This is a genomic window from Streptomyces sp. NPDC052101, from assembly GCF_040680235.1.
Classification (GTDB): domain Bacteria; phylum Actinomycetota; class Actinomycetes; order Streptomycetales; family Streptomycetaceae; genus Streptomyces.
Genome location: NZ_JBFAWH010000001.1, coordinates 435,073 through 460,284, shown reverse-complemented (window position 1 = coordinate 460,284; position 25,212 = coordinate 435,073). Strand labels below are relative to the sequence as shown.

The window sequence follows — 25,212 nt, the reverse complement described above, 5'->3', positions numbered from 1 at the left end:
TGAGCACGATCTATTAATAAGGCAAGGCTAACCTTACTGCTACTTCAGGGAGTTTGACCTGTCGCCCCGGACGCCTAAGGTGCTTGACGTACAGGTGACAACCCACCGTTAATGACCCAAGTGCCGACAAGCCGCCAGGAGGACCCGTGAAGCAGAGCACGCAGGGCTCCGCCGAGGCGGGGACACCGGGGCGCCGCACGTCCGGCGGCCCCCGGGTGCCCGCGCAGGCGCGCGTGCCGGGCGCCCTCGACGGCGTCCGCGAGCGGGACACCGCCGTACCCGCCGCGCGCGGCGAGCATACGCACGGTGAGCGGCCGATTCCAGGGCCGCGGCCGGCGGTGCAGCGCTGCTCGGTGCGCGGGCAGATCCTGGACGCGCTGCGTACGGCGCTGGCGACCGGGGAGCTGCGGCCGGGCGAGGTCTACTCGGCGCCGGTGCTCGGCGAACGGTTCGGCGTCTCGGCCACGCCCGTGCGGGAGGCCATGCAGCAGCTCGCCCAGGAGGGCGCGGTCGAGGTCGTGCCCAACCGGGGCTTCCGGGTGGTCGAGCGGGGGGCGCGGGAGCTGGCCGAGCTGGCGGAGGTGCGGGCGCTCATCGAGGTGCCGGTGATGCTGCGGCTCGCCCGTACGGTGCCGGGCGAGCGGTGGGCCGAACTGCGTCCGCTCGCTCAGGACACGGTACGCGCCGCGGCCGACGGCTGCCCGGCGACGTACGCGGAGTCCGACCGGGCCTTCCACCGCGCCCTGCTCGCCCTGTCGGGCAACGAGCAGCTGGTCGGCGTCGCGACCGACCTGCACCGGCGCTCCCAGTGGCCGCCGGTGCGGCAGGGCCGCGCCTACCTGGTCGCGGACGCCGCGGAACACATGACCCTGCTGGACGCGCTGATCGCGGGGGACGTGGATGCGGTGCGGGGGCTGGTGACGGGGCACTTCGCCGGCAGCTACGGCGCGCATGCGGGTGCGGCGACCGCAACCCCCTAGGGGCGCGGGGAACTGCGCGAACAGCCCCCGCTCACCCGCACCCGGCAAGGACCCGCACCCACCCGCTCCTAAGCCGTCGCCACCCCCGGAGCCGGTGGAGTCAGCTGCCGCGCCAGCCACGTAGGAACACCGCCGAGCAACCGGAACAACCGTCGGGCCTCCTCGCGGAGGCGGGACGCCTCCGGCTCGGACTCCGCGTCGGCCAGCGAGGCGAGCGCGGGCGCCGTACCCACCAGATAGCCCAACTCCTCCCGGATCCGCAGGGATTCGGCGAAGCCCTGGCGCGCCTCCGCCAACTCGCCGTCCCGCAGGGCGAGTCCGGCCAGATGGCGCCAGGTGAAGGAGAGCAGGAGCGGGTCGGCGTGCGCCGTGGCCCCCGCATGGGCCCGGCGGTAGGCCGCCCGCGCCGCCTGCGGTGAACGGGTCAGGTTCTCGGCGATCAGGCCCCGGCGGAAGTCCAGCAGGGCCCGGCCGGGCGCCCCCGGCGGGATCAGCGCCGCCGCCCGGCCCAGCGCGGCCCGCGCCTCGTCCACGCGGTCCCGCACCCCGTGCAGCGTGGCCGTGTAGGCGAGTTGACCGCGTTCGCAGGCGGCGGCCCCCCGCTCCTCGTCGCTGTGCGCGAGCGCCTCCGCCGTCCGCAGGGCGTCCTCCGCCTCCTCCCAGCCCCGCTCGGTGTACAGGCACCGTTCGACGAGCAGTGCGGCCCGCTGCAGGGCCGTGGCGGGGGTGTCGGGCGGCAGCAGGGCCGCCGCGTCCGCCCAGCAGGCCCGCGAGCGCAGCCGCCATACCGCGGTCTGGAGCGGATCGTCACCGGGGGTCGTTCCGTTACCAGACATGGCGGTATGCGCCACGTTGCCCTCCCCGAGCACGCCATCGAGCTGTTGAGTGGTGGCGGCATTCCAGCATCAATCGCAGGGCCGGGCCAAGAGGGTGGGTGAAAGATTTCACAAAGTGGTGGGGTAGGGGCGCGACCGGGTTTGGCCGGTGCGCGCCCCTGCTGACCTCAGCTCATCCGCAGGGCGAGGAAGAAGTCGAGCTTGTCCTCCAGGCGGGAGAGGTCACGTCCCGTCAACTGCTCGATCCGGCCCACCCGGTAGCGCAGCGTGTTGACGTGCAGGTGGAGCCGGGTGGCGCAGCGGGTCCAGGAGCCGTCGCAGTCCAGGAACGCCTCCAGGGTCGGGATCAGCTCGGCCCGGTGCCGGCGGTCGTAGTCCTTCAGCGGGTCCAGCAGACGCGCGGTGAAGGCGCGGCGGACGTCGTCGGGGACGAAGGGCAGCAGCAGGACGTGGCTGGCCAGTTCCTGGTGGCCGGCCGCGCAGACCCGGCCGGGGCGGGCGGCGGCGACCCGGCGGGCATGCCGGGCCTCCTCCAGGGCGCCGCGCAGGCCCTCCGCCGAGTGCACGGCCGCGCTGACGCCCAGGGTGAGCCGCCCGTCGTCGTTCAGGCCCGCCGAGAGCGTCTCCCGCACCGACCGCAGCAGGGCATCGGCCAGCAGGCCCGTCTCCGGGCCGTCGTGCTCGGAGGAGACCGCCGGCAGCGGCACCAGGGCGATCGCCTCGTCGCCGGTGTGCGCGACCGCGATCCGGTCGGACGGCTCCGGGCCGGTCGCCATCGGGTCGACCAGCACCTCCTCCAGCAGCGACTGGGCGACCGGGCCGCCCTCGACCTCGCTGTCGTCCCACTCCACGCGGGCCACCACGACCTGCCAGTGCGGGGCCGTGCCGAGCCCGGGCAGCAGCACCGGGGCGGCCACCCGCAGGCGGGCCGCGATCTCGGCCGGGGCGGCACCCGTCTGGACCAGCTCCAGGACCTCCTGGGCGAGCCGGCGCCGCACCGTGCGTGCCGCGTCCCGGCGGTCCCGCTCGACCGCGATCAGCTGGGTGACGCCCTGCAGCAGGTCCAGGCGCTCCTCGGGCCAGTCGCCGGCGTCCGCCTCGACGGCCATCAGCCAGTCCGACAGGACCGTCTCGCGCACATCGCGGGCGGCCTGCGGGGAGCGGCCGGAGGAGCGGATCGGGAACAGCGAGTACGTCGCGGAGCCCAGCAGGACCCGGTGCGGGCCGCGGCGGCCGGTGCGGGTGGCCGCCAGGTGCTCGGCGGCGAGCTTCGCGCAGGCCTCCGCGGGCAGCTCCGGGCCCCCGACCTTGGAGCCGGCGATCAGCCGGCCGGTGGGCGAGAGCACCCAGGCGCGCAGGTCCAGGTCCGTGCCGAGCAGGTCCAGGACCACGTCCGGGCCGCCGCCCGCCGGGCCCGAGGTCATCATCCGCCGGTGCCGGTCCACGACGGCCGCCAGATCCCCGGCGCGCTCACTGGAGACCTGCCGTACGACATGCTCGGTGATCGTGGCGAAGGCCACCGACTCGTGCACCGCGAACAGCGGCAGCCGGTGCCGGGCGCAGGCGAGAACCAGGTCCTCCGGTACGTCGCCCAGCTCCGCCTCACCGGCCGCCAGCGCCGCCACCCCGGCCTGCACCAGGGTCCGTACGAACGGCTCGGAGTCGTCGGCGTCCCGGCGCCAGGCCAGGCCGGTCAGCACCAGCTCGCCCCCGGAGAGATACCGGCTGGGGTCCCGCAGGTCGGTGGTCATGACTCCCCGCACCGACCGGTCCAGCTCCTCTTCGCCGCCGAGCAGCCGCAGGCCCAGCACATCGGTGTCCAGAAGTGCGCGCAGCCGCATCTCGTCGCCGCCGTTCTTTGTCTCGAAACCTACGATGGATCATGGAGGGTGACGGGATGGGCCCGGCACGGGGCCGCACAGGGCACTCTCCGGGGTCTCCGCACTGTTTCCTGCGTTTCCCCAGGAAAACGGAGAGGTTACCGATGACCTCCGTTCATACGAATCTACAAGATGCCCACCGTGGCCAGCCAACTCCTTCATGGTTTCGGTGACTGACCCCGCCGGAGTGCTGGGCGGTGTACTGAGTCCACTCCGCGTTAACAGGACATGAACGAGCCGGGCCCGCCGCACACGGATTGGCTCAATCTGTACGACCCACGAGACGAAGAAGAAGAGAGCCGGTCATGGACTTCCTTCGCCCCGCCAGCTGGGAGGAGGCGCTCGCCGCGAAAGCCGAGCACCCCACCGCTGTGCCGATTGCGGGTGGCACCGATGTGATGGTCGAGATCAACTTCGACCACCGCCGGCCCGAGTACCTGCTGGACCTCAACCGCATCGGCGACCTCTGCGAGTGGGAGGTCGGCGAGGAGAGCGTACGGCTGGGCGCCTCCGTCCCGTACACCAAGATCATGGAGAATCTCCGTGCCGAGCTGCCGGGCCTCGCGCTCGCCTCGCACACGGTCGCCTCCCCGCAGATCCGCAACCGCGGCGGCGTCGGCGGCAACCTCGGCACGGCCTCGCCCGCCGGTGACGCCCACCCCGCCCTCCTCGCCGCCGGCGCCGAGGTCGAGGCGGAGTCCGCGGCCCGCGGCACCCGGCTCATCCCGATCGACGAGTTCTACACGGGCGTCAAGCGCAACGCGCTCCAGCCCGACGAGCTGATCCGCGCCGTCCATGTCAAGAAGGCGGACGGACCGCAGCAGTACTCGAAGGTCGGCACCCGCAACGCCATGGTCATCGCCGTGTGCGCCTTCGGTATCGCGCTGCACCCCGAGACCCGCACGGTGCGCACCGGCATCGGCTCGGCCGCCCCGACCCCGGTCCGGGCCAAGGCCGCCGAGGAGTTCCTGAACGCGGCGCTCGAAGAGGGCGGTTTCTGGGACAACGGGAAAATCATCACCCCGTCGGTCGCCAAGCAGTTCGCCGACCTGTGCTCGGCCGGCTGCAGCCCGATCGACGACGTCCGGGGCACCGCGAGCTACCGCCGCCACGCGGTCGGCATCATGGCCCGCCGGACGCTCACCTGGACCTGGGAGTCGTACCGCGGCGCCCGCCGCGCATCTGAGGGAGCTGCGTAATGCGCGTCAACTTCACCGTCAACGGACGTCCGCAGGAGGCCGACGACGTCTGGGAGGGCGAGTCCCTGCTGTACGTCCTGCGCGAGCGCCTCGGCCTGCCCGGTTCGAAGAACGCCTGTGAGCAGGGCGAATGCGGCTCCTGCACGGTCCGCCTGGACGGCGTGCCGGTGTGTTCCTGCCTGGTCGCGGCCGGCCAGGTCGAGGGCCGTGACGTCGTGACCGTCGAGGGCCTCGCCGACTTCGCCCAGCAGCGCGCCGAGGGCGGCTGCGCGACCGGCGCCTGCGGGACCTCGCTGGACGCGGCCAAGGGCTGGAAGGCCAAGGGCACCGACTCGCAGACCGGCGAGGGCACCGAACTCTCCCCGATCCAGCAGGCGTTCATCGACGCCGGCGCCGTCCAGTGCGGCTTCTGCACCCCGGGTCTGCTCGTCGCCTCGGACGAACTGCTGGAGCGCAACCCGAACCCGTCCGACGCGGACATCCGCGAGGCGCTGTCGGGCAACCTGTGCCGCTGCACGGGCTACGAGAAGATCATGGACGCGGTCCGCCTGGCGGCCGCCCGCCAGTCCGAGGAGGTCTGACGATGCCCACCAACGGCGCCCCTACGAAGATCACGCAGGGTTCCCAGACCAAGGGCGGCATCGGCGAGTCCACGCTCCGCCCGGACGGCACCCTCAAGGTCACCGGCGAGTTCGCGTACTCGTCCGACATGTGGCACGAGGACATGCTGTGGGGCCAGATCCTGCGCTCCACCGTCGCGCACGCCGAGATCGTCTCGATCGACATCTCCGAGGCGCTCGCCATGGCGGGTGTGTACGCCGTGCTGACGTACGACGACCTGCCCACCGCGGTGAAGAACTACGGCCTGGAGATCCAGGACACCCCGGTCCTCGCGCACGGCAAGGTGCGCCATCACGGCGAGCCGGTCGCGCTCGTCGCCGCCGACCACCCGGAGACGGCCCGCCGTGCCGCCGCCAAGATCAAGGTCGACTACAAGGAACTGCCCGTCATCACCGACGAGGCCTCCGCGACCGCGCCGGACGCGATCCTCGTCCACGAGGGCCGCGACGACCACCACTGCGGTCACGTCCCGCACCCGAACATCGTGCACCGCCAGCCGATCATCCGCGGCAACGCGGACGAGGCCGCCAAGCGCGCCGATGTGATCGTGAAGGGCGAGTACACCTTCGGCATGCAGGACCAGGCCTTCCTCGGCCCCGAGTCCGGCCTCGCCGTGCCGGAGGAGGACGGCGGCGTCCACCTTTACGTCGCCACCCAGTGGCTGCACTCGGACCTCAAGCAGATCGCCCCCGTCCTCGGCCTGCCCGAGGAGAAGGTGCGGATGACGCTGGCCGGCGTCGGCGGCGCGTTCGGCGGCCGCGAGGACCTGTCGATGCAGATCCACGCCTGCCTGCTCGCCCTGCGCACCGGCAAGCCCGTCAAGATCGTCTACAACCGGTTCGAGTCCTTCTTCGGACACGTCCACCGGCACCCGGCGAAGCTCTACTACGAGCACGGCGCCACCAAGGACGGCAAGCTCACGCACATGAAGTGCAAGATCGTCCTGGACGGCGGCGCCTACGCCTCCGCCTCCCCGGCGGTCGTGGGAAACGCCTCCTCCCTCTCGGTCGGCCCGTACGTCATCGACGACGTCGACATCGAGGCCATCGCCCTCTACACCAACAACCCGCCCTGCGGCGCCATGCGTGGCTTCGGCGCGGTCCAGGCGTGCTTCGCGTACGAGGCGCAGATGGACAAGCTGGCGAAGCAGCTGGGCATGGACCCGGTGGAGTTCCGGCAGCTCAACGCCATGGAGCAGGGGACCATCATGCCGACGGGCCAGCCCGTCGACTCGCCCGCCCCGGTCGCCGAACTGCTGCGCCGGATCAAGGCGATGCCGCTGCCGCCCGAGCGCCAGTGGGAGTCCAGCGAGGGCTCCGACGTACGGCAGCTGCCCGGCGGTCTGTCCAACACCACGCACGGCGAGGGCGTCGTCCGCGGAATCGGTTACGCGGTCGGCATCAAGAACGTCGGCTTCTCCGAGGGCTTCGACGACTACTCCACCGCCAAGGTCCGCATGGAGGTCATCGGCGGCGAGCCGGTGGCGACCGTGCACACCGCGATGGCGGAGGTCGGCCAGGGCGGTGTCACCGTCCACGCGCAGATCGCCCGCACCGAACTCGGCGTCACCCAGGTCACCATCCACCCGGCCGACACCCAGGTCGGCTCGGCGGGTTCGACCTCGGCCTCCCGGCAGACGTACGTCACCGGCGGCGCCGTGAAGCACACCTGCGAACTCGTCCGCGAGAAGGTCCTGGAGATCGGCCGGCGCAAGTTCGGCTCCTACCACCCGGCCTGGGCGACGGCCGAACTCCTGCTGGAGGGCGGCAAGGTCGTCACCGACGGCGGCGAGGTCCTCGGCGACCTGGTCGACGTCCTGGAGGACGAGACCGTGGAGATCGAGGCGGAGTGGCGGCACCGGCCGACCGAGGCCTTCGACCTGGTCACCGGCCAGGGCGACGGCCACGTCCAGTACTCCTTCGCCGCGCACCGCGCGGTCGTCGAGGTCGACACCGAACTCGGCCTGGTCAAGGTCATCGAACTGGCCTGCGCCCAGGACGTGGGCAAGGCGCTCAACCCGCTCTCCGTCGTCGGCCAGATCCAGGGCGGTACGACCCAGGGCCTGGGCGTCGCGGTGATGGAGGAGATCATCGTCGACCCGAAGACCGCCAAGGTCAGGAACCCCTCCTTCACGGACTACCTGATCCCCACGATTCTCGACACGCCGACCATCCCGGTCGATGTGCTCGAACTCGCCGACGACCACGCCCCGTACGGGCTGCGCGGCATCGGCGAGGCCCCGACCCTGTCGTCGACTCCGGCCGTCCTCGCGGCGATCCGGAACGCGACCGGGCTGGAGCTCAACCGCACTCCGGTACGGCCCGAGCACCTCACGGGGACCGCGTAACACCGAAAAGCTCTCCGGGCGGCGCAGGGAACGTCACACACTCCGCCGCGCCGCCCGGAGGAACCCTCTTTGAGTTCCGCACCGCTCGCGGTCCTCGAAGTACCAGGAAATTTGTTCGTCTCGGGCCGTCCCCCGGGTCGTCCATTCCCCAAATCCCGTGACCGTCAGGGCGGTTGCACGGGTGCCCCTGTGAACCTTGGGAGATGGCACCATGACCCAGCAGTCAGTGGAGCCCACGAACACCGCCGAAGACGCGGGCGCGGGTTCGCGTCCGCCGGCCGGTAGGTCGTGGCTCGACCGGTATTTCCACATTTCTGAAAGAGGATCCACCGTCGCGACCGAGGTCCGCGGTGGCATCACCACCTTCATGGCGATGGCGTACATCCTCCTGCTCAACCCGGTGATCCTCAGTGGCGCGGACAAGTCCGGCGACTCTCTGGGGCAGAAGGCGCTCATCACGGCCACCGCGCTCGGCGCGGCGGGCACCACTCTCCTCATGGGCTGGTTCGGCAAGGTGCCGCTCGCCATGGCCGCCGGACTCTCCGTCTCCGGTGTGCTGGCCGGTCTGGTCATGGGAACCAAGGACCTGACGTGGGCCCAGGGCCTGGGCATGTGCGTCGCGTACGGCGTCGTGATCATGCTGCTGGTGGTCACGGGCCTCCGTGAGATGATCATGAACGCGATCCCGCTGCCGCTCAAGCACGGCATCACGATCGGCATCGGTCTGTTCATCGCGTTCATCGGCCTGGTCAAGGCCGGGTTCGTGCACGCCGGTACGGCGACACCGGTCACCCTGGGCAACGGGGGCGAACTCGCCGGCTGGCCCGTCCTGCTCTTCGCCGTCACGCTGCTGCTCATCTTCGCCCTCCAGTCGCGCAACGTCCCCGGCGCCATCCTGATAGGCATCGTGACCGGCACCGTCCTCGCGGTGATCGTCAATGCGGCGGGCCTCGTCGGCGACAAGGGCTGGGCCAACGGCGACGGCCCCGCGCTGCACGGCAGCGCCGTGTCGATGCCGGACTTCGGGCTGATCGGCAAGGTGTCCTTCAGCGGCCTGGGCGGCGTCGGCTACATGACGGTCACCTTCATCGTCTTCACGCTGGTGCTCGCCGGCTTCTTCGACGCGATGGCCACCATCATCGGCATCGGTACCGAGGCCAACCTCGCCGACTCCCAGGGCCGGATGCCGGGCCTGTCCAAGGCGCTGTTCATCGACGGTGCCGGCGGCGCCATCGGCGGTGTCGTGGGCGGCTCCGGCCAGACCGTGTTCGTCGAGTCCGCGACCGGCGTCGGCGAGGGCGCCCGCACCGGGCTGGCCTCGGTCGTCACCGGTGGTTTCTTCGCCCTCTGCCTCTTCTTCACGCCGATCACGGCGATCGTGCCGCGCGAGGTGGCCTCGGCCGCCCTCGTCACCATCGGCGCGATGATGATGATGAACGCCCGCCACGTGGACTGGGGCGACCGCTCCGTCGCGATCCCGGTCTTCCTGACCGTCGTGATCATGCCGTTCACCTACTCGATCACCCCCGGTGTCGCCGCCGGTGTGATCTCGTACGTCGTCATCAAGCTCGCCCAGGGCAAGTGGCGGGAGATCGGCCCCTTCATGTGGGGTCTGACGGTGCTCTTCCTCGTCTACTTCTCCCTGCATCCGCTCCGGGCCGCCCTGGGCGTGCACTGACGCCCGGGACCCTCCACGCACCCCCTTGACCTGATCAGGAGGCCGAACATGCTGGACATCGCCGACGAGTTGAACCGGTGGGTCGAGCAAGGGCGTGACTTCGCCGTCGCCACCGTGGTGGCCGTCGGCGGGAGCGCCCCGCGCCAGCCCGGCGCCGCCCTCGCGGTGGACGCCGAGGGCACGGCCATCGGTTCGGTCTCCGGAGGGTGCGTGGAAGGGGCTGTGTACGACCTGTGCCGGCAGGCGCTGGAGGACGGCGAGACCGTCCTGGAGCGCTTCGGGTACAGCGACGAGGATGCCTTCGCCGTCGGCCTGACCTGTGGCGGCATCATCGACATCCTCGTCACACCGGTCCGGGCGGACGGTCCCGCCCGGCCGGTGGTCGCGGCCGCGCTGGCCGCCGCCGCCCGTGGGGAGGCGGCGGCGGTCGCGCGGATCACTCAGGGCCCGGCGGACCTGATGGGCCGTGCCGTCCTCGTCCGTACCGACGGTTCGTACGAGGGCGGCTTCGGCGCCCACCTCGAACTGGACCGCACCGCGGCCGAGGAGGCCCGTGCGATGCTCGACGCCGGCCGGACCGGCACCCTGCAAATAGGAGAGAGCGGATCGCGCTGCGGCGAACCCCTCACCCTCCTCGTCGAGTCCTCCGTCCCCGCCCCCCGCATGATCGTCTTCGGCGCCATCGACTTCGCGTCCGCGCTGGTCCGTGTCGGCAAGTTCCTGGGCTACCGGGTGACCGTGTGCGACGCGCGCCCCGTCTTCGCCACGAAGACCCGTTTCCCCGACGCCGACGAGATCGTCGTCGAGTGGCCCCACACGTACCTGGAGCGCACCGAGACCGACGGCCGTACGGTCCTGTGCGTCCTCACCCACGACGCCAAGTTCGACGTCCCCCTGCTGAAGCTCGCCCTGCGCCTGCCCGTCGCCTACATCGGCGCGATGGGCTCCCGGCGCACCCATGAGGACCGCAACAAGCGCCTCCGTGAAATCGGTGTCACCGAGCTGGAGCTGGCCCGGCTGCGCTCCCCGATCGGCCTCGACCTCGGCGCCCGTACGCCGGAGGAGACGGCCCTGTCCATCGGCGCGGAGATCGTCGCGAACCGGCGCGGCGGCAGCGGGGTCGCGCTCACCGGCGCGCACACCCCCATCCACCACGACGCGGTGCCCCGGACGCCCGCACGGATCGGGTCGGTGGCCTGAGCGGTCCGACCGGAGACCGTAGCCGGGCGCCGGTGCCGCGTATCGACACGGCGGTCCCGCGCCCCCTGGGGCGCTCACGCCCGCCGGAGCAGATGGTTCACGGCGCGGCCGAACATCACGCGTGCCGTGCGTCGCAGTACGCCGTCGAAGGCGCGGGGCAGGAACCGTACCCGCAGTTCCTCCCGCCACACGACCCGGCTACGACCCCCGGGGCCCGGCCCCACCTCGATCTCCGCCCAGCCCCGGACCACCCGGCCGCGTTTCTCCAGGCGGCACAGTCCGGGCTCATCGGCGGTGGGCGGGCGCCAGAGCGTCACCTCCATGACGTCGTCGAAGGCCAGCGGCCCGATGCCCGTACGGGCCACGAACCGTGTGCCCGTACGAGTCGGTGCGGGCGTGAGCACCTCGATCCGGGTCAGCGGGACCGCGTCGGCGTGGCGCGGCCACGCGGTGAGCCGGCGCCACGCCTCGTCGAGAGGCAGCGGGACCGTACGGGTGAAGGAGAAGGTCGGCACGGCATGATCGTAGGCACTGCGCGCCACTGATCCGGACCGGGAGCGAGCCCGGTCCCTTGGCGGGTGTCAGGGCCGGTACACCTTGCCCGGTTCCGCCTTGCCGGGCGCCAGCAGCTGAGGCACCGTCACGAAGACGTATCCACGTTCCTTCAGCGCGTCGATGATGCCGGGCACGGCGGGCACGGTGCCGGGGTAGATGTCATGCAGCAGGATGATCCCGTCCCGGGACGACTGGTCGAGGACCCGCTTCTCGATGAGCGCCGAGTCGTTCGTCGTGTAGTCCTTGGCGGTCACGCTCCACAGCACCTCCGCCAGGCCCAGCTCCTTGGCGATCTTGTGCACATTGGAGTCCGTACGGCCCTGCGGCGGGCGCATCAGCGTGGGCTTGCGCCCGGTCAGCCGCTCGATCGCGTCGTTCGGCCGCTTCAGCTCCTCGCGTATCTGGGCGTCCGATATCTTCGTGAGGATCTTGTGGTCCCAGGTGTGGCTCGCGACCTCGTGCCCCTCGGCGGCCATCCGCTTGACCAGCTGCGGGTACTTCTCGATGTGCCGCTGGCCGAGCAGGAAGAAGGTGGCCGGGACCTTCTTCTCCTTGAGGATGTCGAGCAGCCGCGCCGAGTTCTCGCTGGGCCCCGCGTCGAAGGTGAGCGCGATGCACTTGGCCTTACGGCAGTCGACGGTCCCGAACTTCGCCGGCGCCCCGTGTGCCGCCGCGGCCCGCGCGGCGCTCGGCGAGGTCGTGTCGACCTGGGCGCACCCGGACAGCGTGAGCGCCAGGCCGAGCGCGGCCGAGGCGAACGCGGCCGGACGCAACCTTCGGGCGGCCCCGCGCATCTTCATGAGTGCGGGCGCCCTCCTGGTCGCGTCATGCGGAGTCGGGATCTTGCCGGTCGAAAAAGGCATACTGCAACTATACACTCGGTGTATAGATCGTTCGTTCGACCTCTGCCGGGAACGCCCGACCGGGAGCACCATGGAAGGAGGGGCTCCGCGGAGGAGGACGAGCCATGCGCTTCCGGGACCGTGCCGAAGCCGGGCGGGAACTCGCCGGACTGCTGAGCGAGCTGCGCGATCAGGGCGCCCTGGCCGACCCTCTCGTGCTCGCGCTGCCACGCGGCGGCATCGCCGTCGCCGAGCCGGTCGCCCGTGCCCTCCGCGCCCCGCTCGACGTGCTCGTCGTCCGCAAGATCGGCGCCCCGCACCACCAGGAGTTCGCCGTCGGCGCGCTCGTCGGCGACGACCCTCCCCTCTTCGACGCGCACTCCCTGGGCCTGCTCGGGCTGACCGAGGAAGCCCTCGCCCCGGTGGTCGACCGCGAGCGGCGGGAACTGCGCCGCCGCGAGCAGAGCTACCGCGGTGACCGCCCGGCCCCGGACCCGGCCGGCCATACGGTGATCGTCGTCGACGACGGTCTCGCCACCGGCGCCACCGCCCGCGCGGCCCTGCGCCATCTGCGGCGCCGCCGGCCCGCGCAGCTCGTCCTGGCTGTTCCCGTGGGCGCCCCGGACTCCCTGGACCTCCTCACCGGCGAGGCCGACATGATCGTGTGCCCGCACCGGCCCGCCGGCTTCAGCGCGGTGGGGCAGTGGTACGAGGACTTCGAGCAGCTGACGGACGCGGATGTGCTGGCCGCGTTGGAGTTGCGGCGGGCCTGAAGGGACCCTGTGGCCCAGTGCCGTCGGGGTGCCCCGCCGTCAGGGTGCCTCACCGTTGCCCGGCGCGGGTCCGTCGTGGCTGACCGCGCAGTTCCCGCGCCCCTTGGGCTGGTTGCGCCGTCCCGGCCTCGAGGAGTGCGGGCAGGGAACGGCTCCACCGGACACGGCGGCGAAACCCGTCAGTTCACGGGCCGGCCCCACGGGACGGTCAGTGTGCGGCCCTGGGCGCGGCCGGCCTCGGCGGCCGGGATGCGGGTGGCCGGGTCCAGCGGGTTGTCGCCGATGGCCGCCGCCGACGCCTCGTCGGGGGCGATGACCACCACCTCGGCGCCCTGGGCGCGCAGTTCCCCGACGGTACGCTCCAGCGGCTGCTCGCTGGGGAAGGGCTCGGTGGTGCCCAGCGGCACGATCACCAGCACCCGGTCCGCGCCGGCGGCGAGGTCGGCGTTGGCGATCGAGCGCACCCCGCCGTCGACGTACCGGCGTTCGCCGATCGTCACCGGCGGCCACACGCCCGGCACGGCGCAGCTCGCCGCGACGGCGTCCACCAGGGGGACGCCCGAGGTGCGTTGGAAGACAACCGGTTCGCCGCTGTCCGCGTCCACCGCGACGACCTTCAGCGCACGCTCCGGCCAGCCGTGCGCCGGCAGCCGCGACTCGATCACCGCGCGCCGGGTCCCCTCGGACACGGTCCGCGCCCCGAGCGCCACCCGCCCGACCGCGCGGCGCAACTCCGGCACCGAGGCGGCGGAGCCCATCGCGGCGCCGAACTCCGCCGCGAACTTCTCCAGATCCATCTCGGCCATGATCTCGGCGGCCTGCAGCGCGGGATCCGTCTGCCGGGCGTACAGCGCCTCCAGGCTCAGCCCGCTGCCCACCTGGGCGGCCACGGCGGACCCGGCGGAGGTCCCCACGAGCAGATCGGCCCCGCTGACGTCCTGCCCGGCATCCGCGAGCCCCGCCAGCAGCCCGGTCATCCAGGCGATCCCGCCCACCCCGCCGCCGCCCAGCACCAACGCCTCGGTCATCTCAGCTCCTTGAACGTCTTGATCTCCGCCGGCGGCAACGCGCGCGGGGCGGAGAACCATTCCCGCGGTGGCGGAGTGACACGTTCTTGACCTCCTGATCTCCGTGTTCTGCTGCCGGGTGACCAGGGTCGCGTTGGCCGTGACGATCTCGGTGAGGGCCTGACGGAAGCCGTCCACGCGTTCGCTGACGTGAGTGACGTGGTCGGCGACGTCCCGCAGACAGTGCTGGAGTTCCGCCGCGGAACACCTCGGTCTCGATCTCGTCGGCGTCGGTCTGCACGCCCGAGACCACCGGGGCGTAGCCGTCGACGACCGCGTACAGCACCGCCTCCGGACCGAGTTCGAGCGGCTCGGGAGAGGACCGTGATGTCGAAGTCCGGGCCGACGAACACATGCAGTTCGCCGAAGTCGACCTCCTCCGGCGCGTCCTCCACCGACAGCTGGTGCAGGCCGAACTCGGCGGCCAGGGAAAGGGGTTCGTGGGACAGGGTCCCGCCGCCGTACAGGGTTGGGTGAGCATCGCGGACAGAAGGTGTCCGCGATCCGGGCTAGCGTGCGGACATGACGAAGAGCGGTCCGAAGACCAACGCGAAGAGCAACGCGAAGAGCAGTGCGGCCACGGTGCCCGTGCTGGACGCCCGTGCCCTCAACCGCGCCACCCTGGAACGGCAGTTGCTGCTGCGCCGCTCGGCGCTGTCCCCCCGGGACGCCGTGGCGCACCTGCTCGGTCTGCAGGCGCAGAACGTCACACCGCCGTACTACGCCCTCGCCGCCCGCCTCGACGGCTTCGCACCCGAGCGGCTGTCCACCCTCATGGCCGACCGCGAGGTCGCCCGGATGGTCACCCTGCGCTCCACCCTGCACACCCACACCGCCGACGACTGCCTCACCCTGCGGCCCTTCGTCCAGCCGGCCCGGTACCGCGAGCTGGCGGGGTTCCGTACAGGCCTGGCCGGTGTCGACCTGGACCGCCTGGCCGGCCTCACCCGCGAGCTGGTCGAGGCCGAGCCGCGGACCATGGCGGGGTTGCGGCAGGAACTGAGCGTCCACTGGCCGGACGCCGACCCGCAGGCGCTCGCCGTCGCCGCCCGCTGCACGCTGCCCCTGGTCCAGGTCACCCCGCGCGGGCTGTGGGGCCGCAGCGGCCAGGTCGCCCTGACCACCGCCGAGCACTGGTTCGGCCGCCCGGCCGAAGAGGCCCCGGCGCCCGAGGCCGTGGTCCTGCGCTACCTTGCCGCCTTCGGCCCGGCGTCCGTCAAGGACATGCAGGCCTGGGCCGGACTGACCCGGCTCCGGGACGCCTTCGCACGGCTGCGCCCGAAGTTGCTGGTCTTCCGGGACCCGAGCGGCACCGAGCTGTTCGACCTCCCCGACGCTCCGCGACCCGACCCGGCCACCCCGGCCCCGCCGCGCTTCCTGCCCGAGTTCGACAACCTCCTGCTCTCCCACGCCGACCGCGGCCGTGTCGTACCGCCCGTCCATCAGGGCCGCAACTGGCGCGGCAACCAGGCGTTCCGCACCCTCCTGGTCGACGGCTTCCTGGCCGGCCTGTGGAAACTGGACACCGGCACCCTCGTCATCGAGCCCTTCACCCCGCTGACCAGGGCCCAGCGGGACGAGGTCACCGCGGAGGGCGAGCGGATGCTCCGCGTCCTGCACCCCGAGGCGTCGTACGACATCCGCTTCGGGACGGTCGTGGAGCGGTGAGCCGCACACCGGGATGCCCGGCCCCTCTACAGTCAGCCTCATGGAACTCCGCCAGCTCAGCTATTTCGTCGCCGTCGCCGAGGAGTTGCACTTCGGACGGGCGGCCGAGCGGCTGCACATCGTGCAGTCGGCCGTCAGCCAGCAGATACAGCGGCTGGAGCGGGAGCTGGGCGCCGAACTGTTCGACCGCTCGCCGCGCCGGGTGCGGCTGACCGGGGCGGGGGAGCGGCTGCTGCCCGAGGCGCGGGCGGTGCTCGCGGCGGCCGAGCGGGCACGGGCGGTGGTGGCGGCGCCCGCCGGGCTGCGCCTCGGCACCAGCACCGGGCTCGGCGAGCATCTGGACCGGGTGCTGGCCCGCTTCGCCGCGCGGGCGCCCGAGGTGCCGGTGGAGCTGTTCTCGCTGCCGGCCGGCGAACGGCTCGCCCGGATCGCGGCCGGCCGGCTGGACGCCGCGTTCGTCCGTTCGGCCGAACCCCCGGCCGGAGTGACGGTGCTGCCCCTGTGGTCCGATCCGCTGGTCGCCGCCCTGCCGGCCACGCACCCGCTCGCGGGGCGGGACGAGATCGACCTCGCCGACCTCGCCGCCCTGCCGCTCGCCCTCGCCCCGCGCCGGGTCAACCCCGCCCTGGTCGACCTGGTCGTCGGCGCCTGCCACGCGGCCGGGTTCGAGCCGGTGCCCGGACCGACCGGCGGCACCCTGCACGACACCCTCGCCACCATCGGCGCCCGGCCCCTGTGGACCGTCGTCTACGCCTCCCACGCGCGCGTGCTGGCCACGCCCCGGGTGGCGTACGTCCCCTTCCGCGCGCCCGGGCTGGCCCTCGCCACCGGTCTCGCGGTGTCCGCCACCGCCCCCTCCCCGCACCTGGAGAAACTGCTCCTGGCCTGCGGTGATCACGAAGGCTGATCGCTGCGGTCGCGGACTGCCGCTTGGTCGGGGGCGCCCGCCGCGATGGACTGGACCCACCGAACGGGAACACCACTCAAGGGAGTTCAGCCATGCCGATCGTCACCATCCAGCAGGGTCCGCGCGATGTCGAGCTGAAGCGGGAGCTGGTCAAGCGGGTCACCGACGCCTTCGTCGACGCGTACCGGATCCCGGCGGAGACCGTGCAGGTGTGGATCCACGAGGTCCCGGCGGACAGCTGGGGCGCGGCCGGGAAGCTCACGGCCGACAAGTAGCCCCCCGTCCCACGGGGGTGGACGTGGAGAGGGAGGCGTTGCGGGCCGCTCGTGGTGGCTCGCAACGCCCCCCTGGCATCTACCCGAGGGGTGCTCGGGAGGTCTTCCGGGTCACGAGTTGACCTGCGCGGTCACGAGGTCCGAGAAGGTGGTCAGCCGGGTGTAGACACCCGGGTAACCGGCCTCCGCGCAACCCTCGCCCCAGGAAGTGATCCCTGCCAGGACGCCCCCGATGAGCAGGGGACCGCCGCTGTCGCCCTGGCAGGTGTCTATGCCGCCGGTGGTGAGTCCGGCGCACACCATGTCGGACTGGACGAAGTCCGAACCGTAGGAAGTCTTGCAGCTGGTGTCGGCCACGATCGGGACGGTCGCGGTCCGCAGCTGGTTGGAGGAGCTGCCGTTCTCCGAGGTGGTCCCCCAGCCGAGTATCCGGGCCGTGGCGCCCGCCGCGTACACGTCCGCCTGGGAGGAGGAGACGTACTTCACCGGGGTGTACGGCAGTGCCGTCTCCAGGGTCAGCACGGCCACGTCGTCGCCGTTGGTGGCGTCCGTGTAGTCCGGGTTGACCCATATCTTGCTGACGTTGCTGACTGTGCCGTCGGTGCCGTTCAGATAGGTCCGGCCGCCGACCACGCGGATGCTGCCGGTGGACTCGCCGGCCATGCAGTGCGCGGCCGTCACGACCTTCTTGGCAGCCACCAGGGTGCCGCCGCAGAACTGGTTGCCGGACGCGTCCGTGATCTGTACGACGAACGGGTACTCCGTCGTGGTGGTGGTCGTACCGCCGACGACGGGCTGCGGGGCGGCGCTCGCAGTGGGGGAGGCGAGCAGCGCGGTCGCCGCGGTGGCGGCGGTGGCCACCAGGGTCGCGGCGGTCTTTCTGGCACGTCTGAGCCCGAACATGAGTCTCCTCAGTGGGGGTTGCACCGGTGGGGGGTCGCACGGGGCGGGGGCGGAACGCGAAGGTCGCGGGACCGACCCCCGTGTGCCCGGGCGAGCGGCACGCCCCTTACGCTAGGACCCGGAAGCCTCGGCTCCCAATGAGGGAACCCCCTAGGGGATGGGGTGAGGGAAAACCCTCGGTCCGGTTCAGTTAACAAGCGTGGCGCTCACTTCGCGCGGCGAGCTGCCGCCAATCGGACGATATCCACGCGGGACCGGATCCCCAGCTTGCGGTAGACCCGGGTCAGCGTCGCCTCCACCGTCTTCACGCTGATGAACAGCCGGGCGGCGATCTCCCGGTTGGTCGCACCCTCCATGACCAGCGCGGCGACCTGACGCTCCATCGCGGCCAGCACCTGAAGCCCGTCCAGCGCGTCCGGCACCGCGAGCGCCGGTTCCGGTTCGGCGGTGCTGAGGGATTCGTCCACTTGGCGCAGCCAGGGCAGTGCCCGGCAGCGCCGGAACATCCGGGTGGCCTCGTCGTACGCCGTCGAGGCCGTGCCGGTGCGGTTCTCCGGGGCGCCGAAGCCCGTGGCCGGGCGTCTGGAGCGCAGCCGGGCGAGCGCGAACGCGGCCCGCGCCTCCTCCAGCCCATAGCCGAGCTTGCCGAGCCGGTCCTGAGCGGACGTCAGCTGGGTCAGGGCGGCCTCCAGCTCGCCCTGGGCGGCCCGGACCAGGGCCTCGGAGCGGTCCAGCACGGCGAGGACGCTCTCCCGGCCGAGCCGCAGCGCGTGCGCCCGGCTCGTGTCGAGGACGTCCTGCGCCTCGGCCGGTTCACCGATACGGACCAGCGCCTCGGCGAGGTCGCCCTGCCATCGGCCGCGCGCCGGGTCGGTGATGCCGAGCCCCAGCTCCAGGGTCCGCACCCGGCGCAGCGAGCGCACGGTGCCGGCCGGGTCCCCGGCCACCAACTGGGCGTACCCGAGCGCGCCCAGGGCCCGGGAGAGGTACATCTGGTCGCCGTCCTCCTCGGCGTGCTCCACCGCCTCCCGGGCGAGGGCGAGGGCCCGGTCCACATCGCCGCCGGAGGCCTCCGCGAGCGAGGTGAGCATCGCCGAGGCGGTCTCGCCGATCCCGGAGTCCCGGGCGAGGCGCAGGCTGTCGCGGGCCAGCTCCAGGGCGCGCCCGCAGTGCCCGGCGCGCAGCTCGGTCTCGGCGAGGCCGCGCAGGAAGTGCACCTCGCTCTCCACCGAGCCGCGCCGGCGCACCTCGCGCAGCAGCGCGGTGACCGTCGCCCGGGCCTCGGTCAGCTGGTCGCCCATGACCAGCCAGCGGAACCGGGCGCTGAGCGCCCCGTTGTGATGCCAGGCCACCCGGGGGTCCTGAGGCTCCTTCAGGGCGCGCTTGATGGTCCTCGGCGCCTCCGGGTGGCCCATCAGGGTCTCGGTCTGGGCCTGGAAGGCGAGCGAGAGCAGTTCGGTGCGCCGGTCCTTGCCGCGTGCGGCCAGCTCCGCGGCGTGCGCGGCGGCCTCGCGGGCCTCGGTGAAGCCGCCCTCCACGATCAGCGCCCGCCAGGCCAGCTGGTAGTGGACCAGGGCCAGCAGCCGGGGGTCGTCGCCGGCGTCGGCGAGGGCCTGCGGGAAGACCGCGTCGACCTCGGCCATGGTGTGGCCGGCGCTGTCGATGACGATGATCCAGGCGCGCACCCGGTCGGCGGGCACACTCGTCCGGGAGAGCACCTCGCGGGCGATGTCCCGGGCCAGGTCGAGTTCGCCCGCGGTGATCGCGTCCTCGGCGGCCTGCAGCCGGCGCTCCTCCTGGCTCGGCATGCCGTCGGCGGGGGTGTGCCGGGCGGCCAGCAGCCCCAGATGGGCGGCGACCGAGGGGGCGCCGCGGTCCCGGGCGAGGGCGGCGGCCTCGGCGAGCCGGGCGGCGACCTCCGGGTCGGTGCCGCTGCTGGCCAGGGCCAGGTGCCGGGCCCGTTCGATCGGGTCGGAGGCGGCCGTGGACAGGGCCGCGTGCGCGGCGCGCCGCTCGTGCGCGGGTGCCTCCGCGTACAGCGCCGCCGATATCAGCGGGTGCGCGAACCGTACGGCCGGGGCGTCGGGCGCGGTGGCCAGCAGCCCGAGTTCGGCGGCCTGGGCGCACTCGGCCTCGGCGTTCTCCCGGCCGGCCGAGTGCAGCAGCGCCGGGGTGGGGCGGGCACCGGCACTGGCCACGAGCAGCGTGCGGCGGGCCTCGACGGAGAGCATGTCCAGGCGGCTGAGCACCAGGGCGCGCAGCGAGGTGGGCACCGGCAGCGACTCGCCCGGCCGGGGCGGGGTGGGGCTCTCGGCGAGGGCGCGGCCCAGCTCCAGGGCGAACAGCGGATTGCCGCCGGACGTGCGGTGGATCTCGCGGACGGTGGAGCGGGGCAGGCCGCCGTGGCCGCGGTGGTCGAGCAGCTGGGCCACCTGGGTGCGCGAGAGCGGGCCGAGCCGGACCGCGAGGGTGCCCGGCGGGCAGGCCCGCAGATGCCGGTCGTACTCCTGGCTCTCCTGGCCCTCGGTGCGTACCGCGCACAGCAGCTGCACCGGGGTGCCCTCCAGGCGCCGGGCGGCGAAGCCGAGCAGTTCGGCGCTGGCCGGGTCCAGCCACTGCAGATCGTCGGCCACGACGAGGACGCCGCCCTGCGCGGCCAGCGCGCGCAGCGCGGAGAGCACCGCGAGGCGCAGGGCGAGGCCGTCGCGCTGGAGGCTGGACTCGCCGCGGCCGGTGAGCGCCGACTCCAGGGCGGTGCGCTGGGCGGCGGGCAGCCGGGGGGAGACCTCGTCGAGGACCAGGCCAAGGAGGTCGGCGAGGGCCAGGAACGGAAGGTGGGATTCAGACTCGGTGGCGGAGCAGCGCAACACGGTGCGCGCGCTGCCGCCGTATTCCTCGGCCAATGCCCGCAGGACGGTGGATTTCCCTATTCCGGCGGGACCGTGGAGCAGCACACTGCCGCCCGAGGCGAGTTGGTCACGGGCGCCGGTGAGCAGGTCGCCGCGGCCGATGACCAGGTCGGGGCGGCACCTGGCAGGCTCCTGGAAGTCCCGTCGCACGGTCACCGCTCCCCTCGTGTGTCGTGTCCGGGCCAAATTCTAGGCAACGATCCTTGAAATTCAGACGGAAGCTGTGGTGAGGGAAATAACAAACGGTCAAGCATAGGGAAATTCAAGGCGTCTCCGCTTGAATGGGCAGGTTCCCTCACGGCCTGGCGCCACGGCGGCAGAGTGCCCGGCGTCATGGCAGCAGCCCCGCCCTGCGGGCCGCGGTCACCGCCTCCCCTCGGGTGTGCGCGCCCAGCTTCCGCATCGCCGAGCGCAGATAGCCCTTGACCGTCTCGGGGCGCAGGCCCAGCCGCTCGGCCACCGCCGCGTTGGTCGCCCCCGCCGCCACCCAGGACAGCACGTCCAGCTCACGCGGCGCCAGGGTCACGCCCCCGGTCCGCCGCGGCGCGGCCAGCAGACCGCAGGCCGCGAGCAGTTCGCCCCGCAGGCCCGGATCGGTGATCCGAGGCGCCAGGGCCCGCAGCGCCGCATGCGCCTCGCGTACCTGCTCCCAGGCGGCGCCCTGGTCGCCTCCGGCGCCCTCCGGCCGGGCCGCCGCCAGCAGCCCGCGCGCCTCGTCCCGCACGACCAGCGCCTGCTCCACGTCCCGCGCGGCGGCCATGGCCGCGCCCAGCGTGCGGTCGCCGAGCGGCTGGGCCGAGCGCAGCGCGCCGTAGAGCACTCCGCGCACCCGGCGCCGTACCACCACCGGAACCGCGAGCACCGAGCGGATGCCCTCCGCGGCCACCGGGACGTCGTACTCGTGGCTGATCTGCCGGGAGTTGGAGTAGTCCGTCACCCAGCACGGCCGGGCCAGCGCCACCGCCTTGCCGCCGAGCCCGTTGCCGGAGGTCACCGCGAGCGAGCGCAGCGCGGCCGTGGTGGTGCCGCTCAGTTCGCTGATCCGGATCTGCGGCCGGCCGGACTCGACGAGGCCGCCGAAGGCGACGGGCAGCCCCGTGGAGTACCGCAGCCGGGCGAGCGCACCACGTATCTCCACCGCCGCCACGGCCTCTGCTGTCACCTTCTCGCTCCTTCGGCACGGCTCACCTGCGGACTGCACCCCCGTTCGGGGGTAGTGAGACCTGCATCACGGATTAGACGATGCCAGAGAGCCGCCCGGCAATGGTCCGGAACAGCAAGGAGTATGTGATGACGCTGGCGACTGAGGTGTTCCGCAACGCCCGGGACTTCCTGCTGGAACACCGGGAGGACTATGCCGCGGCCCACGAGGGCTTCGCCTGGCCGCGGCCCGCGCACTTCAACTGGGCGCTGGACTGGTTCGACGTGATCGCCGCCGGCAACGACCGGACCGCGCTGCACATCGTCGAGGAGGACGGCACCGAGACCCGGCTGTCCTTCGCCGAGCTGGCCGAACGGTCGAACCGGGTGGCGAACCGGCTGCGCGCGCGGGGCGTCGCCGCCGAGGACCGCATCCTCGTCATGCTCGGCAACCAGGCCGAGCTGTGGGAGACCGCGCTGGCCGCGATGAAGCTGCGCGCGGTGGTCATCCCGGCCACCCCGCTGCTCGGGCCCGCCGATCTGCGCGACCGGGTGGACCGGGGCCGGGTGAAGCACGTGATCGTACGGGCCGAGGACACCGCGAAGTTCGCCGACGTGCCCGGCTCCTACACCCGGATCGCGGTCGGCGGCCCGCCCGAGGAGGGCTGGGAGCCGTACGAGGACGCCTACACCGCTTCCGCCGCGTTCCTCCCCGACGGCCCCACCCTGGCCGACGACCCGCTGATGCTCTACTTCACCTCCGGTACGACCGCCCGGCCCAAGCTGGTCGAGCACACCCACACCTCGTACCCGATCGGGCATCTGGCGACCATGTACTGGATCGGCCTGAAACCCGGTGACGTGCACCTGAACATCTCCTCGCCGGGCTGGGCCAAGCACGCCTGGTCCAATCTGTTCGCGCCGTGGAACGCCGAGGCAACCGTCTTCCTGTTCAACTACACCCGCTTCGACGCGGCCCGGCTGATGGCCGAGATGGACCGGGCCCGGGTAACCACCTTCTGCGCCCCGCCGACCGTGTGGCGCATGCTCATCCAGGCCGACCTCGGTCTGCTCGCCACCCCGCCGCGCGAGGTGGTGGCCGCCGGCGAGCCGCTCAACCCCGAGGTCATCGAGCAGGTCCGGCGGGCCTGGGGCGTCACCATCCGGGACGGCTTCGGGCAGACCGAGACGGCCGTGCAGGTCTCCAACAGCCCCGGTCAGGTGCTCAAGACCGGTTCCATGGGCCGGCCGAGCCCCGGCTACCGGGTGGAACTCCTCGACCCGGTCTCCGGCGCGGCCGGCGCCGCCGAGGGCGAGATCGCCCTCGATCTGTCCGAGCGGCCGGTCGGCCTGATGACCGGCTACCACGGCGACCCCGACCGCACGGCCGAGGCCATGGCGGGCGGCTACTACCGCACCGGGGACATCGCCGCCCGCGACGAGGACGGCTACCTCACCTACGTCGGCCGCGCGGACGACGTCTTCAAGGCCTCCGACTACAAGATCAGCCCGTTCGAGCTGGAGAGCGCACTGCTGGAGCACGAGGCGGTGGCCGAGGCCGCGGTCGTGCCCGCGCCGGACGAGCTGCGGCTCGCGGTGCCGAAGGCGTATGTCGTCCTCGCCGAGGGCTTCGAGCCCGGCCCGGACACCGCCAAGGTCATCTTCGAGCACTCCCGCCAGGCGCTCGCCCCCTACAAGCGCATCCGCCGGCTGGAGTTCGGCGCGCTGCCCAAGACGGTCTCCGGCAAGATCCGCCGGATCGAGCTGCGCGAGGCGACGGCCCGGGGCTCGGCGCACGAGTACCGCGAGGAGGACTTCCGGTGACCGCTCGGCTGTCGTACACGCACGGAACCGGTTCCACCGCCCTGCTCGGCGACACCATCGGCGCCAGCCTCGACCGGGCGGTGGCCACCTGGCCGGACCGCGAGGCCCTGGTCGACGTACCCTCCGGGCGGCGCTGGACCTACGCCCAGTTCGCCGCGGACGTGGACCGGGTGGCGTACGGGCTGCTCGCGAGCGGCGTCGCCAAGGGCGACCGGGTGGGGATCTGGGCGGTCAACTGTCCCGAGTGGGTGCTGGTCCAGTACGCCACCGCACGCATCGGCGCGATCATGGTCAACCTCAACCCGGCCTACCGCACGCACGAGGTCGAGTACGTCCTCGACCAGGCCGGGATCCGCCTGCTCATCGCCTCTCTCCGCCACAGGGCGAGTGACTACCGGGCGATGGTCGGGCAAGTGCGCCGCAGCTGCCCGCAGCTGACGGAGGCCGTGTTCATCGGCGACCCGAGCTGGGACGCGCTGATCGCCTCCGGGACGCCGGTGCCGTACGAAGACCTGTCCTGCGACGACCCGATCAACATCCAGTACACCTCGGGCACCACGGGCTTCCCCAAAGGGGCGACCCTCTCCCACCACAACATCCTCAACAACGGTTACTTCGTGGGGGAGATGATCGCCTACAGCGAGCAGGACCGGATCTGCATCCCCGTGCCCTTCTACCACTGCTTCGGCATGGTCATGGGCAACCTCGCCGCCACGTCCCACGGCGCCTGCATGGTGATCCCGGCCCCCTCCTTCGACCCGAAGGCCACGCTGGAGGCCGTCCAGCGGGAGCGCTGCACCTCCCTGTACGGCGTCCCGACCATGTTCATCGCGGAGCTGGACCTCCCCGGCTTCGCGTCGTACGACCTCTCCTCGCTGCGCACCGGGATCATGGCCGGCTCGCCCTGCCCGGTGGAGGTGATGAAACGGGTGGTCGGCGAGATGAACATGGCCGAGGTGTCGATCTGCTACGGCATGACGGAGACCTCGCCCGTCTCCACCCAGACCCGGCGCGACGACGACCTGGAACACCGCACCGCCACCGTCGGCCGGGTGCTGCCGCACCTGGAGGTCAAGGTCGTCGATCCCGCCACCGGGGCCACCCTGCCGCGCGGCACGGCGGGCGAGTTGTGCACCCGCGGCTACAGCGTGATGCTCGGTTACTGGAACGAGCCCGAGAAGACCGCCGAGGCGATCGACGCGGGGCGCTGGATGCACACCGGGGACCTGGCGGTGATGCGCGAAGACGATTACGTCGAGATCGTCGGCCGGATCAAGGACATGATCATCCGAGGCGGCGAGAACATCTACCCGCGCGAGATCGAGGAGTTCCTGCACACCCACCCGGAGATCAGGGACGTGCAGGTCGTCGGGGTGCCGCACGAGAAGTACGGAGAGGAGGTCCTCGCCTGTGTCATCCCGCGCGATGCGGCCGACTCGCCCACCCTTCAGGAGCTGCGCGCCTTCTGCGAGGGCCGGCTCGCGCACTACAAGATCCCGACCAGGCTGCGCATCCTGGACGCCTTCCCGATGACGGTGAGCGGAAAGGTGCGCAAGATCGAACTGCGGGAGGAGCACGCGACGCCGGACGCGGCGGTCGAATGACCCT

General features: G+C 72.3%; 20 protein-coding genes and 1 pseudogene. 12 read left to right on the top strand and 9 right to left on the bottom strand.

Translation table 11 applies throughout. From position 1 onward, the window contains the following. Positions 1 to 146: 146 nt before the first annotated feature. Entirely contained in the window at positions 147 to 980 is an 834-nt protein-coding gene (locus AB0L75_RS02035) for a GntR family transcriptional regulator (RefSeq protein ID WP_365174021.1), read from the top strand. Positions 981 to 1,048: 68 nt separating this feature from the next. Here AB0L75_RS02035 and AB0L75_RS02030 read toward each other — a convergent pair whose 3' ends face one another. Together AB0L75_RS02030 and AB0L75_RS02025 are read right to left on the bottom strand one after the other, a co-directional pair. Then, the gene (locus AB0L75_RS02030) at positions 1,049 to 1,816 is read right to left on the bottom strand and encodes a hypothetical protein (protein WP_365174018.1); all 768 of its coding nucleotides are present in this window, start codon (positions 1,814 to 1,816) and stop codon (positions 1,049 to 1,051) included. A gap of 167 nt (positions 1,817 to 1,983) precedes the next feature. Then, the gene (locus tag AB0L75_RS02025; RefSeq protein ID WP_365174016.1) at positions 1,984 to 3,657 is read right to left on the bottom strand and encodes a PucR family transcriptional regulator ligand-binding domain-containing protein; all 1,674 of its coding nucleotides are present in this window, start codon (positions 3,655 to 3,657) and stop codon (positions 1,984 to 1,986) included. A 344-nt stretch (positions 3,658 to 4,001) separates the two neighbouring features. On the opposite strand from AB0L75_RS02025, the gene AB0L75_RS02020 reads away from it, so the two are divergent. The 5 genes from AB0L75_RS02020 to AB0L75_RS02000 all read left to right on the top strand — a co-directional run bounded on the left by AB0L75_RS02020 (position 4,002) and on the right by AB0L75_RS02000 (position 10,741). Then, positions 4,002 to 4,895: an FAD binding domain-containing protein gene (locus AB0L75_RS02020; RefSeq protein ID WP_365174014.1), complete on the top strand. Its 894-nt coding sequence runs from the start codon at positions 4,002 to 4,004 to the stop codon at positions 4,893 to 4,895. After that, on the top strand, positions 4,895 to 5,476 hold the full coding sequence (locus AB0L75_RS02015; RefSeq protein ID WP_365174011.1) for a (2Fe-2S)-binding protein: 582 nt from the start codon (positions 4,895 to 4,897) through the stop codon (positions 5,474 to 5,476). Before AB0L75_RS02020 ends, AB0L75_RS02015 begins: the two co-directional genes overlap by 1 nt. 2 nt (positions 5,477 to 5,478) lie before the next feature. Next, positions 5,479 to 7,863 carry a molybdopterin cofactor-binding domain-containing protein gene (locus AB0L75_RS02010; protein ID WP_365174008.1) on the top strand — a complete coding sequence of 795 codons (2,385 nt, stop codon included), beginning with the start codon at positions 5,479 to 5,481 and terminating at the stop codon, positions 7,861 to 7,863. Between the two features lie 211 nt (positions 7,864 to 8,074). Then, positions 8,075 to 9,541 carry an NCS2 family permease gene (locus AB0L75_RS02005; protein ID WP_365174006.1) on the top strand — a complete coding sequence of 489 codons (1,467 nt, stop codon included), beginning with the start codon at positions 8,075 to 8,077 and terminating at the stop codon, positions 9,539 to 9,541. 48 nt (positions 9,542 to 9,589) lie between these two features. Beyond that, the gene (locus tag AB0L75_RS02000; protein WP_365174004.1) at positions 9,590 to 10,741 is read left to right on the top strand and encodes an XdhC/CoxI family protein; all 1,152 of its coding nucleotides are present in this window, start codon (positions 9,590 to 9,592) and stop codon (positions 10,739 to 10,741) included. Between the two features lie 74 nt (positions 10,742 to 10,815). Here AB0L75_RS02000 and AB0L75_RS01995 read toward each other — a convergent pair whose 3' ends face one another. Together AB0L75_RS01995 and AB0L75_RS01990 are read right to left on the bottom strand one after the other, a co-directional pair. Beyond that, positions 10,816 to 11,256 (bottom strand): SRPBCC family protein, encoded by a 441-nt coding sequence (locus AB0L75_RS01995; protein WP_365174002.1) that lies wholly within the window; start codon positions 11,254 to 11,256, stop codon positions 10,816 to 10,818. Between the two features lie 66 nt (positions 11,257 to 11,322). Continuing rightward, complete coding sequence (locus AB0L75_RS01990) at positions 11,323 to 12,090, bottom strand: polysaccharide deacetylase family protein (RefSeq protein ID WP_365174857.1); 768 nt, start codon at positions 12,088 to 12,090, stop codon at positions 11,323 to 11,325. Between the two features lie 173 nt (positions 12,091 to 12,263). Here AB0L75_RS01990 and AB0L75_RS01985 point away from each other — a divergent pair, with 173 nt between their 5' ends. Then, positions 12,264 to 12,911: a phosphoribosyltransferase family protein gene (locus AB0L75_RS01985; protein WP_365173999.1), complete on the top strand. Its 648-nt coding sequence runs from the start codon at positions 12,264 to 12,266 to the stop codon at positions 12,909 to 12,911. 179 nt (positions 12,912 to 13,090) lie between these two features. Here the strand turns inward: AB0L75_RS01985 and AB0L75_RS01980 are convergent, their stop codons facing one another. Further along, positions 13,091 to 13,939 carry a patatin-like phospholipase family protein gene (locus tag AB0L75_RS01980; RefSeq protein ID WP_365174854.1) on the bottom strand — a complete coding sequence of 283 codons (849 nt, stop codon included), beginning with the start codon at positions 13,937 to 13,939 and terminating at the stop codon, positions 13,091 to 13,093. 93 nt (positions 13,940 to 14,032) lie between these two features. Further along, positions 14,033 to 14,418 (bottom strand): annotated as a pseudogene (locus AB0L75_RS01975) (transporter); the annotation flags it as partial. Positions 14,419 to 14,500: 82 nt separating this feature from the next. Between AB0L75_RS01975 and AB0L75_RS01970 the strand changes: the two are divergent. From AB0L75_RS01970 to dmpI, 3 genes are read left to right on the top strand one after another with little or no spacing between them, the layout of a single operon-like run. Continuing rightward, positions 14,501 to 15,646, top strand: a complete 1,146-nt coding sequence (locus AB0L75_RS01970) for a winged helix DNA-binding domain-containing protein (protein ID WP_365173997.1) — start codon at positions 14,501 to 14,503, stop codon at positions 15,644 to 15,646. 40 nt (positions 15,647 to 15,686) lie between these two features. After that, a complete protein-coding gene (locus AB0L75_RS01965) occupies positions 15,687 to 16,553 on the top strand; it encodes a LysR family transcriptional regulator (RefSeq protein WP_365173995.1) in 867 nt (288 codons plus the stop codon). A 50-nt stretch (positions 16,554 to 16,603) separates the two neighbouring features. Then, a complete protein-coding gene (gene dmpI / locus AB0L75_RS01960) occupies positions 16,604 to 16,828 on the top strand; it encodes a 4-oxalocrotonate tautomerase DmpI (RefSeq protein WP_365174852.1) in 225 nt (74 codons plus the stop codon). 111 nt (positions 16,829 to 16,939) lie between these two features. Here the strand turns inward: dmpI and AB0L75_RS01955 are convergent, their stop codons facing one another. From AB0L75_RS01955 to AB0L75_RS01945, 3 genes are all read right to left on the bottom strand, one after another. Next, positions 16,940 to 17,731, bottom strand: coding sequence for a serine protease (locus AB0L75_RS01955; protein WP_365173992.1), 792 nt, complete (start codon positions 17,729 to 17,731; stop codon positions 16,940 to 16,942). Positions 17,732 to 17,937: 206 nt separating this feature from the next. Further along, a complete protein-coding gene (locus AB0L75_RS01950) occupies positions 17,938 to 20,796 on the bottom strand; it encodes an AAA family ATPase (protein WP_365173989.1) in 2,859 nt (952 codons plus the stop codon). A gap of 175 nt (positions 20,797 to 20,971) precedes the next feature. Further along, positions 20,972 to 21,802 carry a helix-turn-helix transcriptional regulator gene (locus AB0L75_RS01945; protein ID WP_365173987.1) on the bottom strand — a complete coding sequence of 277 codons (831 nt, stop codon included), beginning with the start codon at positions 21,800 to 21,802 and terminating at the stop codon, positions 20,972 to 20,974. A 128-nt stretch (positions 21,803 to 21,930) separates the two neighbouring features. On the opposite strand from AB0L75_RS01945, the gene AB0L75_RS01940 reads away from it, so the two are divergent. Both AB0L75_RS01940 and AB0L75_RS01935 read left to right on the top strand, forming a co-directional pair. Continuing rightward, a complete protein-coding gene (locus AB0L75_RS01940) occupies positions 21,931 to 23,604 on the top strand; it encodes an AMP-binding protein (RefSeq protein WP_365173985.1) in 1,674 nt (557 codons plus the stop codon). After that, the gene (locus AB0L75_RS01935; RefSeq protein WP_365173983.1) at positions 23,601 to 25,208 is read left to right on the top strand and encodes an AMP-binding protein; all 1,608 of its coding nucleotides are present in this window, start codon (positions 23,601 to 23,603) and stop codon (positions 25,206 to 25,208) included. The genes AB0L75_RS01940 and AB0L75_RS01935 overlap by 4 nt, the downstream gene beginning before the upstream one ends. The last annotated feature ends 4 nt before the right edge of the window (positions 25,209 to 25,212 follow it).